The 17,273-nt window shown below is 63.8% G+C and carries 14 protein-coding genes; 5 read left to right on the forward strand and 9 right to left on the reverse strand.

Annotated elements, in window-relative coordinates; translation table 11 throughout:
• Positions 1-25 precede the first annotated feature (25 nt).
• The 9 genes from ACZ5YA_RS24615 to ACZ5YA_RS24655 form a co-directional block, all read right to left on the reverse strand.
• On the reverse strand, positions 26-787 hold the full coding sequence (locus ACZ5YA_RS24615) for a fimbrial biogenesis chaperone (RefSeq protein WP_464091351.1): 762 nt from the start codon (positions 785-787) through the stop codon (positions 26-28).
• On the reverse strand, positions 784-3,408 hold the full coding sequence (locus tag ACZ5YA_RS24620; protein WP_464091352.1) for a fimbria/pilus outer membrane usher protein: 2,625 nt from the start codon (positions 3,406-3,408) through the stop codon (positions 784-786). Before ACZ5YA_RS24620 ends, ACZ5YA_RS24615 begins: the two co-directional genes overlap by 4 nt.
• An 81-nt stretch (positions 3,409-3,489) precedes the next feature.
• Positions 3,490-4,221, reverse strand: a complete 732-nt coding sequence (locus ACZ5YA_RS24625; protein ID WP_223283296.1) for a fimbrial biogenesis chaperone — start codon at positions 4,219-4,221, stop codon at positions 3,490-3,492.
• 13 nt (positions 4,222-4,234) lie between these two features.
• Complete coding sequence (locus tag ACZ5YA_RS24630; RefSeq protein ID WP_059378141.1) at positions 4,235-4,795, reverse strand: fimbrial protein; 561 nt, start codon at positions 4,793-4,795, stop codon at positions 4,235-4,237.
• 528 nt (positions 4,796-5,323) lie between these two features.
• Positions 5,324-6,139 carry a winged helix-turn-helix domain-containing protein gene (locus tag ACZ5YA_RS24635; RefSeq protein WP_306634440.1) on the reverse strand — a complete coding sequence of 272 codons (816 nt, stop codon included), beginning with the start codon at positions 6,137-6,139 and terminating at the stop codon, positions 5,324-5,326.
• Positions 6,140-6,174: 35 nt separating this feature from the next.
• Positions 6,175-7,197 carry a fimbrial protein gene (locus ACZ5YA_RS24640; RefSeq protein ID WP_464091353.1) on the reverse strand — a complete coding sequence of 341 codons (1,023 nt, stop codon included), beginning with the start codon at positions 7,195-7,197 and terminating at the stop codon, positions 6,175-6,177.
• 41 nt (positions 7,198-7,238) lie between these two features.
• Positions 7,239-9,737: a fimbria/pilus outer membrane usher protein gene (locus tag ACZ5YA_RS24645; RefSeq protein WP_464091354.1), complete on the reverse strand. Its 2,499-nt coding sequence runs from the start codon at positions 9,735-9,737 to the stop codon at positions 7,239-7,241.
• A 41-nt stretch (positions 9,738-9,778) separates the two neighbouring features.
• Positions 9,779-10,561 (reverse strand): fimbrial biogenesis chaperone, encoded by a 783-nt coding sequence (locus tag ACZ5YA_RS24650; RefSeq protein WP_251878134.1) that lies wholly within the window; start codon positions 10,559-10,561, stop codon positions 9,779-9,781.
• A 135-nt stretch (positions 10,562-10,696) separates the two neighbouring features.
• Complete coding sequence (locus ACZ5YA_RS24655) at positions 10,697-11,233, reverse strand: fimbrial protein (RefSeq protein WP_118931633.1); 537 nt, start codon at positions 11,231-11,233, stop codon at positions 10,697-10,699.
• Positions 11,234-11,755: 522 nt separating this feature from the next.
• On the opposite strand from ACZ5YA_RS24655, the gene ACZ5YA_RS24660 reads away from it, so the two are divergent.
• From ACZ5YA_RS24660 to ACZ5YA_RS24680, 5 genes are all read left to right on the forward strand, one after another.
• Complete coding sequence (locus ACZ5YA_RS24660) at positions 11,756-13,609, forward strand: ATP-binding protein (RefSeq protein ID WP_464091355.1); 1,854 nt, start codon at positions 11,756-11,758, stop codon at positions 13,607-13,609.
• Between the two features lie 23 nt (positions 13,610-13,632).
• A complete protein-coding gene (locus tag ACZ5YA_RS24665; RefSeq protein ID WP_464091356.1) occupies positions 13,633-15,312 on the forward strand; it encodes a PAS domain-containing hybrid sensor histidine kinase/response regulator in 1,680 nt (559 codons plus the stop codon).
• 13 nt (positions 15,313-15,325) lie between these two features.
• On the forward strand, positions 15,326-15,955 hold the full coding sequence (locus ACZ5YA_RS24670; protein WP_118931636.1) for a response regulator transcription factor: 630 nt from the start codon (positions 15,326-15,328) through the stop codon (positions 15,953-15,955).
• Positions 15,956-16,003: 48 nt separating this feature from the next.
• The gene (locus ACZ5YA_RS24675) at positions 16,004-16,378 is read left to right on the forward strand and encodes an Hpt domain-containing protein (RefSeq protein WP_464091357.1); all 375 of its coding nucleotides are present in this window, start codon (positions 16,004-16,006) and stop codon (positions 16,376-16,378) included.
• 80 nt (positions 16,379-16,458) lie between these two features.
• Positions 16,459-17,244 carry an EAL domain-containing protein gene (locus ACZ5YA_RS24680; protein WP_464091358.1) on the forward strand — a complete coding sequence of 262 codons (786 nt, stop codon included), beginning with the start codon at positions 16,459-16,461 and terminating at the stop codon, positions 17,242-17,244.
• The last annotated feature ends 29 nt before the right edge of the window (positions 17,245-17,273 follow it).

Raw genomic sequence — 17,273 nt, forward strand, 5'->3', positions numbered from 1 at the left:
CCTGGAAGCCGGGATCGGCTCGGACTCAGTTTGCGGCTGCGAGCGCTGCCGCGCCGTGGATCAGGTCGCCGGTGTCATCGGCGGCCTCGTAGCGCAGCGTGCTTGCGTGCGCCTGGGGTTGATGGCCGGCGGGCAGCGCGAAGCGGGCGGTGGCGTAGGGCGGCAAGGTCAAGCCGTCCAGGCGTTGCACGCCCGCCGCGGCGGGAAGCTCCAGCCGCGCCAGGGACACATGGAAAGGGGTGGGGTTGTGCGCTTCCAGCAGCCATGGCGCCGCGACGTCACCCGTGCGCCGATACTTCCAAGCGACTTGCGCCGGGGCCTGCCGAGGATCGCCTTGCAACTCCGGCGGACGGAACAAGACCTTCATCCGCAGCCGGAATGACAGCTGCAGCTGGTTGCGGCGCGATAGCCGCAGCGAGGGGATTTCAAGGAAATTGATCCAGAATGCCGATTCGCGGTCGCGCGGCAGGGGTTCGCCCGTGTAGCGCAGTTCCAGCGCCTTGCGCTCGCCGGCATCCAGCCGGTAGACCGGGGGTGTCAGCACGAAAGGAACGGGCAGCTTGCTGGGATCGGTGCGCGCCTGCGCTTGCTCCTGATCCAGCCAAGTCTGCACCAGGATGGGCGTCTCCCCCGAGTTGCTGGTGCGTATCGTTAGCGACCTGGCTTGCGCAGGATAGATGAAGCGTGTGCCGGTCACGGTCAGATCCGCATGCGCCCAGGCTGCCATGCCGGCCATCGGCAGGCAGGCGGCCAGGCGCAGCGCGCATGCGCGCAGAAGGCGCATCATCGGCGCGCCAACGGGCCGGGGCCCGCAGGCCTGCCGCCGTCCGCCGGCATCGGCGCGCAGGTGAGGAAAAGCGCGTCGTAACCCCGGGCGCGTTGCGGCGCGCGCTCGGGCAGGGCGTAGTCGATGGCGCAGCGCTGCTGCGGCCCGGGTCCCCACTGCACGATGACGCGGCCCTGATCCTGCTCCACCCGCATGACGATTCGGCTGCCCTGACCCACCGCGCCCACCGGCTTGCCGTCGGCGGCGTTCAGCACTTCCGCGCCAAAGGGCAGCGCGGCGCCGTCGGCCTGGCGGGCGTCGATCAACACCGGCCGGGCCACGCGGGTCGGGTAGGACAGCAGCACGACTGCGCCGGCGCGGGGCGCCACGTTGCGCGAACTGGCCTGCAGCTCTACGTCGTCGGGAATGTCGCGCGGATCGATGTCGACGGTGTTGAGCTGGTAGGGGCTCAGGCTGGCGACGACGCCGTAGCCGCGGCCGTCCAGGCGGTCGCCGCCGTAGCCGATCTGCGCGCCTTCCGCGTGGTCAGCGCTTACCAACGCGATTGTTTCCCCCAACGTCTGCGAGAAGGTCACGCCGCCAGCATGGACAAGCACCCCGCCCGACGCGTTCAGCGACGCCTGGCGGTAGCCTGCTCCCTGCGAAATACCGGCTCCCACCCAGGACTGCGGCAGCCGGTAGCCGATGTTTGCGCTTGCCGAGTTGGCGTTCTCGCGGCTGGCATGAGACGCGGATACCGAATAGGTGCCGCGGTCGGACTCGCCCATCGAGCCGGCGACCGAGGTGGTGAGGTTGGCGCCGGCGCGGGAATCGGCGCTGTAGTAGCTGTTGAGCGTGGGGGCGCCGCGCTCGGCCCGCCCCAGGGGAATCGAAAGGTTCACGGTGACCAGGGTGGAATTGTCGCGGCCGCCGCCCCGGTAGGAATTGCGGGTGGCCAGGTTCTGCATGCGCTGCACGCCGAAGGAATAGGAAATGTCGCGCCAACGGTTGCTGTAGCCCAGCGCGAAGTTGATGGTGTTGCCACGGCCTTGCCAGTATTGGATGGCCGACCCCGACAGATAGACGTTCCCGCCGTTGACCCCCAGTTGCTGGCTGATGTTGGCGTCGAGCCGCCCGCGCGTGCGGCCCACGTCGCCGAACCAGCGGTAGCGCTGCGGCGCCCCTTGCAGCGCGATGCTCTCGCGCAAGCCCACGAAGCCGCTGGTGGAATAGCGGTAGGCCAGGAGCGAAAAGTTGGTACCGCTATTGGGCAGGTTCTTGCTGTACGACAGGCGGTAGCTGGCGCCCGTCCGCGTGCCTTCGTCCGGAAGCTCGGCGCGGGATAGCGTGACGTCGGCCGCGAATGCGCCCAGCGCGGTGTTCACGGCGGCGCCAGCCAGCGCCGAACCATAGTGCCGGGTGAAAGCGAGGCCGCCGTAACCCGTGTACATGTCGCCCAGCCCGCGCTTGAACGTGCCCTGCAGCAAATATTGTGAGCTGCTGCCCAAGCCCAGATCTATCGCCCGCCCCGCGGTCAGACTGTAGCGGCTGGTGCCGGGCCGCAGCAGTTGGACTGTCGTGGCGAAGGGCACGACGAAGCTGCGCGCGCTACCGTCCGCCTCCACGATGCGCACGTCCAGGTCGCCGCCATATCCCGCCGCCTGCAGGTCTTCAAGCGCGAAGGGGCCGGGCGCCACGGTGGTTTCGTATACGAGGTAGCCACGCTGATACACCGATACCTGGGCATTGCTGTTGGCCGTGCCGCGGACAACCGGGGTATAGGAACGCAACGCGCTGGGCAGCATGCGTTCGTCGCTGGCCAGTTGCACGCCCCGAAACGATACGGAGTCGAACAGGTCGCCGTCGGTGGAACTCTCTCCCATCAACAGCTGCGCCTTCCATGCCGGTACGTCGGTCTTCAGATAGGTATAGCCGCGCTGATAGTTCGCGCCGTGGCCCGGAGACCAGGTTGCGCTGCCGTAGTGGCGCAGCCGGAATGCGCCCACGTTGATGCCGGCATTCAGGCCCGCATAACCGCGCGTGGTGCGTGTGCCGCGGCTTTCAGAGGTGAAGAGATTGCTGTTGTAGTTCAGCCGGGCCGCGGTCACGCCGAAGTCCCAGTTCGACGGATCCACGTAGACGCCGGGCGTGGAGATGCGCAGATAGTACTTGGGTACGGTGAGATAGAGCTTCTGTTCGGCCACCTCCAATTTGACCTGCGCGCCGGGCACGTAGCGCGACAGCTCGCCGCAGGCTGCGGTAGCGGATAGCGCAAGCATGCCCTCGCCGCGCGCGGCCTTGTCGACGTCCAGGCCCAGGCGCGCCAGCAATGCGCTGTCATAGCACGGCGTGGTGCTGTCGCTGCCGGCCAGGAGGCGGAACGGGACCTCCTCCACGCCGCGCCACTGGCCGTTGACGTAGACGTCCAGCTTGTGCAGGCCGGGCTCCATGAAGTTGCCGCGCTCGAAGCGGCTGGTGTCGATGGCCGTGCCGCCTGCGCCTTGGAACATCATCTGGGGGTCGAAGAACGCCTGCTTGCCGTGTACGGGAGCGACCCAGGCCGCCGCCAGCGCGGCGGCAAGACCGGATGCGAGCCTTTCGGCCGCCCGGCGCCGGTTCGCGGGGCGAGCAAGGTCAGGCAAGCGGGGGCAAGCCCTTGCGTGTAGATTTTCCATCGGGACGTGTCAGCTCTGTGGTTCGCGGGCGCAAGCCGCGCCGCGCCTTTACTCGGTAACGGCCTGCTCTGCCTTGGTGGTTCCGCCGTAGTCGGTGATGACCTCGTACCGGACCGAGACCGGGCCCGCGGGTTTGGCCGCGCGGGGCGGCAACGCGAAGCGCGCGGTGTCGAATGGGGCGACCATGCCACCCTCGAGCGCGCTGCGCTTGTCGCCCGCGACCAGATCGACGCTGGCGAAGGAGACGTGGTAAGGCGTCGGGTTCGTGACTTCCAGCGCCCGTCCGCGCAGCTTCCAGCTCAACAGGGCCGGCGCGGCCTGGACGTGGGGGCGCAGCGAGGCGGGCCTGAAGAACACCTTGATGCGCGAGCGGAACTGGAAGATCAACACATTGGAGTCGTTCGGATCGCGCGGCGGCGTCTCCAGCACGTTGAGATAGAACAGGCTCTCGCGATCTGCGGGCAGCGGCTCGCGGGTGTAAGAGATCCGCAGCACGGCGCCGCTGTCCGGGTCCACACGCACGACCGCGGGCGCCAGGACGAAAGGCACGCGCATGTCCGCCGGTGACCTGTCCGCATTGCCATCGTCCAGCCAGCTCTGCGCCAGCACGGGGCCGGCGCCCGCGTTGCGGATGGCCAGCGTCGTGTCGCGGGAATCCGGTGAGATGACCAGGCGCGTGCTTTGCAGCACCAGTCCGGCCCGGACCGGTGTAGCCCAGGCGCACAGGGTCATGGCGCAGACGGCCGTCAGGGATGAAACGATGCGCGCTATCGACGCCATGACTGGCCCGCGCTTAGTTGTAGGACAGCAGATACTTGATGCTCGACGCGCCGGAGCCAGCGCCCGCCGCGCCGCCGACCTCGACATACTTGGCGGCGTACTTGAGTTCCGCCGTGCCCGGATTGCCCGTGATCGTGGCGACCTGCGGCGTGATTTCCGAACCGCCAATGGGAATGATGCCGGTGTTGCCAGCCGCGTTGTTGCGGATCTGGATCTCCACGTTGGGCGCGCGGTCGGCGTCCAGCAGCGCCAGGTTGCCCGCTGAGGTGCCGTTGGTCGGGTCGAACATGATGCGGACCTTCCTGCCGTCGGTGCAGCCTGCCCCGCCTGCAAGATTCAGCTGGAACTCGGCTTCGACGGCATTGCCCAGACCGACTTCTTCCGGCGTGGGCGTGCCCAGCTGCACTGTCTGCGTGTTGCCCAGGCCCGGGGTGTTGCCGTTGATGTCGCAACCGGGCGCGCGGATGACGCCCATGAAGTTGATGACGCCGTCGACCGCATGGGCAGGTACCGGCGCGAGCACGGAGATCAGGGCTCCGGAGGCCAGGAGAGAGGCGACGAGACTGCGTTTCATGTTGTGTTTCCTTTGAAGCTAGGCTTGCCCGCGGCGATCGAAACTGCCCCGGGCGCGAGACGGACCGGGGTCCTTGCGCGTCCGGAAAGCAGCGATCTTTCTGGGGATTCATGTAAGGCCGGACGCCGCGAATGCGGTGATATCCAGGCGGTTCGTACCCGTCGGCCGCATGCTCGAATCTGTGCGAGCCGGCGAGTACGAACACTTTATGGGGCAGGGCCGGGAAATTTAGTCGGAAGACATCGATTTCCGTGTCTGAGGATTACGAATTTGCGTAGGGTTGCGTTGGCCGGGGAGGTTGCGGATGCGCCGGGTGGTCAGAGGCATCCGGCCAGACCTCGCGTTGCGTGATCCGCAATACTGCAGTATTGGAAGTCATGTCCGCGCTGTCGGGCGCATGGCCGAATGCGGGCTTCTTGTGATCGGGGGCCAGCGGTTCGAGGGTTGGACTCGGCTCACTTGTATTCAAGCGTGAACGTGGCGGTGCCATTCGCCACCCCGGCCGTCACCTGATCATCTTGCGTCTGTTCAACCGGTGACGCATTGGCTGGCGCTGTTGAGCGGATGGACGAAGGTGTAGCCCTGCCCATAGCTCGTGCGCAGCGGCAGTTCGATTCCCGCCATGCGCGCTCTCCGGCGCAGGCGGCCGACCACGCTGGAAACGATGGCGCGTTGCAGATGCACGGGGCGGCCCGCGGCATCCGGCCAGACCTCGCGGTGCAGGTCCGCAATGCTGCAGTATTGGAAGTCATGCCCGCGCAGGCACGACAGCAGCGCAAATTCCTTGTTGCTCAACGCGATCTTGCCCGCGCTGTCAGGCGCGTGCAGCGCTTTCTCCGTTTCGACCAGCGCCCATTCGCGGACCGGCGTCACGCGGACCGTCGCGATCGTCCCCGCCAGGGCGCGGCGCTGCCGCGCCAGGGCTTCGGGGGCAGTGGCGGCTTCACGCTGCAGGCGCGTACGCAATGCCGAGGACAGGCGTTCCAGGCTGCTCAGCGCCGCCAGCAGTTCATCGATGCCCGCGTTCGAGGCCAGGCAGGCGTCGGCGCCGGCGCATATCAGTTCGGCCCGCGCATTGGAGGAGTCATTGGCGGTGATCATGACCACCAGTCCGGCGACGTAGGGGCCGCGTCGCGCGCCCAGCATGGCGGCCAGCCACTCCACGCTGCCGTGCATGACGACATAGTGCAATCCTGGCTCGGCCAGCTGCTCCTGCAATCGAAGGACGGATTGGGTCAGGCATACCATCTGGACGCGGTCGCCCAGTCCCTGCACCAGCGTCGCGGCCGGCTCTATGGCTTCGACGCAAACATGGACGGTGTGGTTGAAAGCGGGTTTTTTCATGATCAGTGGCCTGTGGTTCGTGGGTTCGATGGGGCTTATTTGTATTCAAGCGTGAACGTGGCCGTGCCGTTCGCCACGCCGGCGGTAACCTGGTTTGCAGTCTGGTAGTAGCGAGCGTGAAATGGCACGTCGTAGACACCGTCCTTGGACATGCCGACCAAGTTGCTTTGGCCGTAGGTGACCGGCTGGCGGTCTTTGTCCAGGATCTGGATGCCCACGCCGGTCGCTGCATTGGCGTCGGGGCTCAAGGCGATCACGCCGGGTATCCCCGAGGCGTCGGGTTTGGCGTCCATGCGCAGGTACACGGCATTCAGTTCGGGCTTGGCTTCGCGGCAGTTCAGCTGGATGTTGAAGCGTTGTTCGGCGGCGGTGCTGCCGACCGAGCTGAACAGGTTCTTCCAGACCTTGCCTAACTGGACGGGCACGGTGGGGACGGCGGTGCATGACGGGGTGACGATGGACGTGGAGCGCCCGCTGACGGTCACTTGCAGAGCCTTCAGCGGCTCGTGGGACGAGTACATGGCTGCGTACTGTCCTGGTTCGAGAGCTCCGTTCCCGGTGGTTTGGCCAATCTTGAAGAGCTGGGCATGTATTACCCAGTTGGGGCTGGTGCTTGTTCCGTAGCTGCCCTTGCCCATGGGCGACGTAATGGGGAAATACTGGGTTCCGTCCTGCTCCCACATCCGAAATCCGATTCGAATGCCGATGCCGGGAATGTTCGTCCGAAACACGGAGTTGGAGCCGCTTACCGGCGCTCCTTTCAGGATGGAGCCCATCCTGGCGCCGTCGATTTTGCTTTTCCTGCAATCGATCAGGACTATGCTCTTATGGCTGATCCGAAATCTTTTGTCAGCTATCGGGGTGGTCAGGCTCACCGGCGTGTTCGGCGGTACGACAACGGGACCAAAGTCCAGAGTGATCACATTCTTGTCTATCCCTTCTCCCAGTACGCATTGCGCGAGAGTTTGCGGCGCATACCCGAACAACATCAGCGCCAGGCATGCCGCCGCCAACATGCCGCTTATGTGTTTTCCCTTGACCGCGTGAGGTGCTTTCATCTCATATCCGTTCATGTGTCTTGCGATTTTCAATGCGCGCATCATTGGCACACGTAGCTGACTTCCCGTATGGGGGCGGGACGCTCCTCTTGCGGCAGGCTGTAGGACACGCCACAGCTGTCGCTGGCGCCACGGCCCCACACGATGCGCATCTTTCCGGACTGTTGAGCACCCGTCACGAAGGCCTGGCCGTCCGGCCCCACGATGCCGATTTCCTGGCCCGCTTCGTCGTCGATGCGCGCCCCGAACGGCACCACGCTGTTGTCCTTGCGGGTCAGCGTCATCATCAGGCGATAGCCCACGACCGTATCGAATCCCGCCTGTATCACTGCGCCGCGGGTGGGAACCAAGTTCATCGCCGCGTTCCTGACTTCAACGGTGTCGCCCAGGTCAGCGGTGCGCATGGCCAGGCGATTGGAACGGTAGGGGCTCAGGCTCGGGACGATGGCGTAGCCGCTGGCGTTGGTGCTCACGCCTGGATGCGATTCGAAGCGCACATCCTCGGCTGACGGCGCGCGCACCAGGGCAACGGTTTCACCCAGGGGTTGGCCCAGCGTCACGCCGTCGACATGCGCCACGATCCCGCCCGACAGGCCCAGGTTGATCTGGTTGTAGCCGCGTCCCTGTGACGCGCCCAGGTCGAAGCGGCCGATCTTGGACAGATAGCTGGCGTTGCCGGTGCTGCTGACGCCGCTCTGATTGGACGTGGCGGCCGTCAGGTTGTAGGTAAGCTGGTCGTCTTCGAGCGCGGAGCCGAAAACGCTGGCCTGGTGGCCGGTCTGGCCGTTGTTGCCCGTGACCACGGAATACTGCGCGCTGCTGCGCGAGGTACCCAGCGGAATCGACACGGACAACATGACTTGACGGTCGTTCGAACCATCGCGGCCAGTGTTCATGTTGACGAAGACGTTGTAGCTGACCTGCCTGTAGAAGCCGGAGTATCCGACCTGGATCAGCCGTTCCTTCTGATTCGTCTGCCAGTACGACTGCTGGCGCGCCGACGCGTAGACCGACCCCCAGGAACCGAGCGACTGCGCCACGTCCAACCGCAGTTCATTGCGGCGGTTGGGCATTCTGCCGCCCAGTTCGAATTCGTCGGCGCCGGTCGCTTCCTGGAAAGTCCTGTAGCCGCTGGTGGAATAGCGATAGCCGGCGATGCGGAAATTCGTGCCTGCTTCGTCGAATGACTTGGCATACAGGAAGCGCACCGATTGCCCCTGAGTCTTCAAGCGCTCGGTGGAGGTGCGGGCATGTGACAGATCCAGGGAAACCGCGCCGAAACTGCGCAGGTTCTTGCCCACGCCCACCAGTCCGGATTGATAGATGCTGGCTGCGGTGACGCCACCATACAGCGAGAATTCCTGGCCCAGGCCGCGCGCGACGGTGCCTTGCACAAAGGTGGGCTCGCGTTCGCTGGAACCGTAGGCGTTGCGGTAGCGCCCGGCGGTGGCGCTGTAGCGCCAGGTGCCTTCGCGCAACAGCGTGGGCACCGAGGCATAGGCTTGCACGTAGCGGTTCTGGCGGCCGTCCGATTCCGTAATGGTGACTTCCAGGTCCCCGCCGGAGGAGGAGGGATACAGATCGTCCAGCACGAAGGCGCCGGGCGCGACATAGGTGCTGTACACGATGTAGCCGTTCTGTCTGACGGTGACCAGCGCATTGGTCCGCGCGATGCCACGTATGGTGGGCGCGTAGCCTTGCATGCTGTCCGGCAGCATGGAGTCGTCCGAAGAGACCTGCACGCCGCGGAACGGCACGCTGTCGAAGAAGTTGCCGGGCGTGTTGCCGTCGCCGATCAACAGCTGGCCATTGATCGAGCGCAAGTCGCGCTGCAGATTGGTTTCCACCGTCTGCCATTTGCCGCGGCCGTCGGAGCCGCGGTTGTAGTTGGAGCTATGGCGCAGGCGCCAGTCGCCGAAGTTGAAGCCGCCGCGCAGGCCGGCGAAGCCCATATAGGGCGATTCGGCGCCGTTCTTGGATGAGCCGTCGTCGCTGCGGGATGAACCGCCGCCTTGGCGGGACATGTTGAGCTGATAGTCCAGCAAGGCCGCGGTGATGCCTCTATCCCAGCGGGCCGGATCGACAGAATCGCGGGCCTTGCGTTTGACCGCGGCCTGCGGAATGCTCAGGAGCAGCCGCTGTTTTCCTCCGTCGAAGCTCACCGTCGCATCCTGTATCAGGGCGGCCAGGTCCACGCAGGAGCCGTCCGCGCCTGCCGATTCGGGCAGCGCGGCCATATTGACGCCCCAGGTTTCCAGCTGGTTTCGGGTCAGACAGACCGAGGGCTGCTGCTGGCCTTCCTGGGCTTGGATGATGATTCTGCTCTTGCCCAGCGACTGGTCGTTGACGATCACGTCGGCCAGGTACTCGCCCGGCAGCACGCTATTGCCGAAACTGAAGATGGACAGGTCTGCCTGCGGCTGGTCGCCACCCGTGCCGAGGAATTCCTGATTGAAGACAGCGCCCGCCGGCTCGGCGGCCTGGCCTGAAAAGGAGGCCAGGCCCAGCAACAGCGATGCCAATGCCGCGGAAGGGGGCATGCGACCCTGCGATACGCCTTTCATTGCTTGAGCTCCGGGCGTTAGCGGCTTGCGGCAGGCGCGATGGGTTCGGCCTTGACGTGAACCGGGACCTGCGCGCTGGGCACGCGGACTTTTTCCTCGGGAGTCTCGGCGCCGTAGTCGTTGATGGTCGTGAACACGACGTCCAGGTCTCCAGGCGCGGACAGTCCGGACAAGGGGTACTCCAGCACGGCGCCGGGCGACACCATTCCGCCGTTGATCTGCTGTTGGCCGTTGTTGATGTTCAGCGTGGCGAAGGTGACGTGATAGGCGGAAGGATTGGCGATCTTCAGCACCGCGCCGTTGCCGCCGGAGGCGACAGCCCATTGCAGCTGCTGACGCTGTTCGCCAGGTTTGCCCGACAGGCCCGCAGGCCGGTAGAACAGTTTGATGCGGGTGCGCACTGCGATCTGCAGCACGTTCTCGTCCGGGCTCTTTTCCGGGATTTCCTTGACGTTCAACCAGAACACCGATTCGCGGTCGAGAGGCAGATTGCCGGCCAAGCGCAGGATGCGCAGCACGTTTTCCTGGCCGGGGTCCAGCCGCGACAGTGGCGGGCTGGCCACGAACGGCGTTTTGGTATTGCCTTCGCCGCTATCGATCCAGGCCTGCACGACGTAAGGGGACGTGCCGGTGTTCTTGACGGGAATGGAGGACTCGCGGTCCTTCTCGTTGAAAATGACGCGGGTGCCGCCGACCAGTACGCCAGCCATTGCATTGGCGTGGGCCAGCGTGGCCGCCAGGGCGAAAATCATGAAGGGTCGCGCCTTGAGCACGAACTGTTGCGCGATGTCTTTCAGCATGAGGATCTCGATGTCTTGCTCGCAAGCCTTCCATGGGCTTTGGCGGCGATTCAGGTCGCGGTTCCGTTGGAGCCGTCTGCTGTGTGGAGGCTTGGCGCCGGCCCCACGCGGGGCCGGCGGTCGGGCAAAACGGCGTCAGTTGTAGTTCACCGTGAACTGCGCGGTGGCGTTGGCCGGGCCGGGGGTGACGGTGGCGGCGGTCGAAACGTAGGCGGCCTCGAACTTCAGGTTGTTGGTGCCGACGCCGAGTACATACTTCGGAGAGGGCGAACCCAACGCGATCTTGGCGCGTGAAGCGTCACGCAGTTCGACGGCGACGCCGGAGGCGCTGGCGGTCAGGCCGCCCGAATTCGAGATGGCAAGCACGTCGGTGCTGATGCTGTCCGGCGTGCCGCTGAACGTGATGCTCGCGCCCTTGGCCGATGCGCTGCAATCGGTCAGCTGGATCTCGAATTGGGCGGGAGTCGAATGCTTGCCCGCGGCGCCGTCCATGCTGGCGCGCGAAACCTTGCCGAGGGGGACGACCAGATTCGTCGCGCCAGGGGAGACCGAGCAAGGCGCATCGACGATTTCGCCGTTGAATTGGACACGTCCGTCTTCGGCCAGGGCGGCTTGGGAAACCGCTGCCGCCGTGGCGAGCAGGGCAAACTTGGCAATCGTATTCTTGTTCATGGAAGTAAATATCCTGAGTCGATTAATAATCAAAAGCGCCGCCTGGGGTTATTGAAAACAGGGGGCGACCGACTTTCGAAATGCTGTCTTTCGGTTTTCAGGAATTAACTTCCGTGCGATCCGGCTATTATCGAAATTCAATTCGAATATCGATGAAAGGGCGCAGTCAAATAATCCATTTTTCTGCTCCTCCGAATCCCGCTGCCTGCATTTCGTCGGTGACTGAAAATTAATGGAATCAGGATTCTGATAGTGTAGGAATCCTCCCTTCTTGTTGTATGAAATTTCATATGAAAAAGATGATTGGCGATTCTTGCCAATAATTGCCAATATTGTCCGAATAAGGCGTCTTGATTGGTATTTTTTGGGCTCTTCTGGATCGTGATTTGAAAGCAACGTTTCAACGGTTTTACTGACGCGCGGACGTGTGCAATAGGATGACGGCAGGCCTTCTGCGATAAAATCGCCGGTGCGCAGCGCATACCAAATCCAGCCACAGGCACGACCACCGACACTCTCCAGATGAAGCCGGAAGTTCTTGCGAGCGCCATGCAGCGCAGCGGCGTCGTCCGCGCCCGGTCGGCGGTTGGGGCGGCCGCCATTCTTGTCTCCCTATGCGCACTGGGCGCACCGACTGCTGCCGCGTTCTGGCAGCGGTTCGCATTGGCCGAGCCCCTGTCCTGGGCGCTAAACGGCGTATTGCTTCTTGCCCTTCTGTGGGTCGGGCTGATACTGAAACGCGCCACGGCACAAGACCGCGATCCGCAGCGGCGCTTGCAGCAAGCCGTGCATCTGATCGCTGCGGCCCCCGTGGATATGTCCGTCCGCGAAAAGTCGCTGCGCATGGTCGGATCCAGCGCGGGTATGCAGCGCTTCGCAGACATTGTCATCAGGAATGGGTGGTCGAGACCCGAGTACATCGATCTGGGGTTCTTGTCCGGCGAGGAGAAAGACCAGATTCCGTTGCCGCGCAACACGGCCGAGGTCGTGCAGGTGTATCGCGCCGCAGTGGCCACGGGGGAAACTTGTGCGTTCGATTTTTACAATGTGCTGGAGGCTGTCGGCATCAGGGCGCCATACCAAGGGCTGGCCGCGCCTATACGCGGGTTGGATAGCCACGTCATTGGCGTGCTATGCGTGGGCAGCTACTTCCTGGGTCATAGCCAGTCGCTGGACGACTCGGCAGGCGCACACCGCAGGGCAGAGCGCATCAACAACATGAAGACCCGATTCCTGGCTGCGGTCAGCCGAGATGTGCGCAATCCCTTGAACGCCATGGCGGGCCTGTTGGAAATGGCGTCCTTTGACGCCGCGATGCCGCGGCAGTCGAAAGAAATGTTGGCGACCGTGCGTTTGTCCACCCAGTCTCTGCTCCAGTTGATTCCGTCCATCGTCGATACGCGGAGGATGGAGACTGGCGATCTGGCGAGCGCGCGTGTATCCAATTCGGTGCCCAGGGTCTTGGCCGACGTGGCTTCGTTGTTCGCGCCTAGCGCCTACGAGAAGGGCATAAGCCTGACGGTCGAAGTGGCTCCCGGGGTTGCCGCCAGCCACATGATGGACGTTCAGGGGCTGAATCAGTTGCTCAACAACTTTCTTTCCAACGCCATCCGGTACACGGAACGGGGTGGCGTCCGGATACATCTGGACGGCGCCCCAGTGGAGGATGGCCGGCAATGGCTCACGCTGTCGGTGATCGATACCGGTAGCGGCATAGACCCTTACATACAGCAGAAGCTGTCGGCGTCCCGCTACGAAGCGGGGTTGAGCGCCTCGCCCGATGGCGCCGGACTGGGCTTGCACTATTGCCGGCAGATAGTGGATCGTGTTGGAGGAACCATCCGCATCTCCAGCGTCGTGGGCGAGGGTACGCACGTCTATGTCCGCGTGCCGCTGATGCTTGGATCCGGCGAGCAGCCCGACCCGCCGCAAGAGATCATGCTCGGAATGACGCAGCGGCCCGCCACCGGGCTGCGGATGCTTGTGGTTGAAAGCGAGGCCGGCAACCGCCTGCTGTTGAAAAGCCAGTTGGAATTCCTCGGCCATGCCGTGCAGATGGCGATTGATGGCGCGCAGGGCTTGGCGTTGATCAGGGGAAGCGGGTTCGATCTGGTCGTCTGCGCTGGTGAGATGCCGGACATGGACGGAGCCGAGTTCACGCGGACGTTGCGCGCAGGCGCGGGCGAAAACGCGGCCATTCCCGTACTGGGATACACGGCCGGTGCGCGTCCAGAGGATCGCGAGACGGGCCTGCGGGCCGGCATGAACGAGGTGTTGGTCAAGCCCGCCGGTCTGCGGGCGTTGGCGGACGCCATTGATTCCTGTCTGCCGGCGGCGCGCGGCGCAAGCGCACTGGCGCGGGACGGAGCGGCATAGTGGTTCATCGCGAGCCTGGCGCCATGCTCACGCTTTCCGTGTTCCTGAACATGGCGTTGGTCGCGGCGCTGGTGGTCATGCTGGTCTGGATCGCGCTGCGCATTCTCGGCGCCAGGTCGCCGCGCCGCGAGCTGGCCGAGCTTGCGAGCTTGGCGGATACGCTGCCCGCCGGGATATTCATCCGGGATCTCGACCTGAATCTGGTGACGCGCAACGACGCGCTCAAGGAGTACGCAGCTATCTGTCGCCGCGAGGGTTGGAACCGCCCTCTGCATGTTCCGCAGGACTCCTTGTCCGCGCCGGCCTCCGGCAGCGACCTGCCGGCCAATCTGAACGAAATAATCCGCGACTATCGCCAAGTGCTGGCGAGCGGCGAAACCTTGGTCCGCGAACATCCGTTCCAGCATGATTCCACTTGCGGGGTGGCCGCGTGGGCCGCGCCGTTGCGAGGGGAGGACGGCACCCTCATCGGCTTGATTGGGGGTAGCGCGCGTTTTCGCGGTTTTCCCGACATGTTGCGTGACGTGTCCGAAACCCGGCTGAACATGGAAAGGGCCAATTTGATGAAGTCGACGTATCTGGCGTTCATCAGCCATGAGCTCCGTACCCCTCTGAACGCGATCATCGGCATGCTTGAACTGATCCTGTCGCGTGATGGACTTTCTGGCGCGGTGCGCGAGCGGCTTGCCATGTCGCGCCAGTCGGCGCAATCGCTGCTGTCGCTGATCGGTGGCCTGATCGACATATCCAAGCTGGAAACCGGTCACTTGCAGCTGCGGCGGCAGAATGTCGACCTGCGCGCGCTGGCGGCGGACACGCTGGCTCCGTTTCGGGCCGCAGCGCAGGCAAAGGGCCTGCAGCTAACACTGGACATCGGCAGCGACCTTGCCGAGCGTCATTTTTCGGATCCGATCCGCTTGAAGCAATTGCTGGATAACTTGTTATCCAATTCGGTCCGCTTTACGGATCATGGCCGCATCGATGTCTCGCTGAGCGCCACGCGCGCGACGGAGGAGGTGCAGTGGATTACGCTGTGCGTCGCGGACACCGGCCCCGGGATTGCCGAGGAGGTGCAGGCCAGACTGGCAGTGCCGCACTTTGAACCCATGGTTCGGGAACAAGGCGCAGGCATCGGACTGGGACTGTCCATATGCAGCGAACTGACGCGTCTGATGGGCGGTTCCATGGAAGTATCCAGCACGGCCGGGCAGGGCGCCAGGGTAACGGTGCGCTTGCCCTTGGCGCTGCCGCCTTCGGAAAGCGCCACTGTGGCGGCGGCTACTGCGCCAACTGCGGCCGATGCCGGCGGCTTGCGCTTGCTCGTCATCGACGACCATGAAGCCAACCGGTTGCTGCTCAAGCATCAATTGCGGATGTTGAAGCATTCCGCGCAATTCGCGCAGAATGGCGCGGCCGGTCTGGCATTGGCGGAACGGCTGGAGTTTGATCTGATCATCTGCGACTGCGTCATGCCCGTCATGGACGGCACCGCTTTCACTGCCGCCTTGAGAGCCGGCGGCGGCATGAATGCGGCCACGCCGGTGCTGGGCTATACCGCCAGCGAACTTGAGCTCGATCTGGCTTCGGGCGCGCGTGCCAGCATGAACGCCGTGCTGATCAAGCCGGTGGATCTGCAGACGCTGCAGTCCTTCATCCTCGCGCATGCCAAGCGGCCGCCGGGCGGCACACCTAAGATACATTGAAGGGAGGGGCAGCATGTCGACAGTCTTGATTGTGGATGATCATCCAGCGTTTCGTCTGGTGCTCAGGACGCAAATCGCCCTATTGCCCAGCGCCAGCCGGATACTGGAAGCGGACAACGGGGTCGATACGCTGGCGCTGGCCCGCAGCGAACGCCCGGATCTGATCGTGCTTGATCTGGATATGCCCAAAATGGGCGGCCTGGAAGCCATTTCCAGAATCCTCGCCGTCAATCCGGACTTGCGGATACTGGTGGTGTCGGCGCATGATCCTTCGGTCTTCGCCTTGCGCGTGGCCGAGCTCGGCGCCTGTGGTTACGCCAGCAAGCGCCTGGAGATCAAGGAACTGGTCCGCTGCATCGAGTCCGTGCTGGCGGGCTACCGCGTGTTTCCGAACGCGGCCAAGACGGCCAACCAGGCGGATGTGGCAGACGCGTATCAGAAGAAACTCGAGCTGCTTTCCAACAAGGAAATGGTCGTCACGCAGATGCTGGCCCAAGGATTGAGCAACAAGGAAATCGGTGATGCGCTATTCATCAGCAATAAAACGGTCAGCACGCACAAGACCAGGATAATGACCAAATTGCAGATCGGTTCCTTGGTTGAATTGGTCGATTTCGCCAGAAAATCGAAAATATCGATGTGAAAACCTTATAGGACTTATTTCCGAGTGAACAACCCAGCGGCTTCGGCCATGCATCCCGACCAGGAAAGCTTACAGGACCAGGCGGTGGCTGCGCTGCGCGATGAACTGCTTTCCAAGGTCGGTAACGACCGGAGCATCGCGGCGGAGCTGGCGCATAGCCTGCACGTCAACCACAGGAAGGACGTCGATGCCTTGCAGCTGGCGATCGGACAGGAGCAGTGGTTAGACGTCAAACGATATGCGCATCGAATTCTGAATACCGCGCAATTGCTGGGCTGCAGCGCCCTGGTTGAACTTTGTCTGCGCGTTGAGACCCTGCTAGTCAGGGAGCCTGGGCAGGCGCGTGAGGAGCTTTTGGCGGACTACGTCCCGGTCGTCAAGAATCTGAGCGCGGTTCTGGAGCGCGTGAGCCGCACATTCTGAATCCTCCTACATTTTTCGTTCCCGAAGCGCCTTAGAGTGGCTGTATGTGAATGTCCTCCCCTGTCCACCAGGAATGATGTATGAAACGCGCTGCAGCGCAATGCCAGCAACTTGGCGACCACGAAGTCATGTTGATGGCATGGCGAGGCAACGGCTTGAGCGTCGCCCTACAGCCGCAATTCAACCTGCTGAATGGCGAAATGGTCGCCGCGGAATGTCTGGCTCGTTGGAAACACCCGACCATGGGCGATATCAGCCCGGCTGATTTCGTGCCCGCCGTCCATCGACTGGGCCTGGATCTGTTTTTCTTCGAGCAGATCTGCCGGCTGGCGGTGGACGCGGCGCAGGCGCTGCAGGAGCAGGGAATCGACGTGCCGCTGGCGATCAACGCGTCGGCCTCAACCTTGGTCAGCCATGATGCGGTCGACGTCCTGACGGGCTATGCCACCGCGGCAAACATCCCAATGACGCGCTTTCGGGTCGAGCTGACCGAAGACCAGCCCATCACCCGCCTCGAACTGCTGCGCAAGTCCTTGAAGAAATTCGCGAAGGCCGGCTGCCAGGTCAGCATGGACGATTTCGGAACCGGCTATGCTTCCTTGCAGCTATTGAACGCCCTGCCCATCGCCGAGCTGAAGATCGACGGACGCTTCGTGCGCCGCATCCGCCGCGACCGGAAAGCGCGGGAAATCACGCGTCTGTCGGTGTTGCTGGGGGAACGGCTCGGCCTGCGCGTAATCGCCGAAGGCATCGAAAGCGCGCCGGACATCGCTCTGCTCCAGTCCATGGGGTGCAGCCACGGGCAGGGCTATGTGCTGTCGCCGCCCGTCGTATTGTCCGAGTTCATCGAAAGCCGGAAGCGGTAGCCACGCCTGGCGCGAAATTCCTGTGAAAA

It is taken from the genome of Achromobacter sp. JCM 18799 (assembly GCF_055395645.1).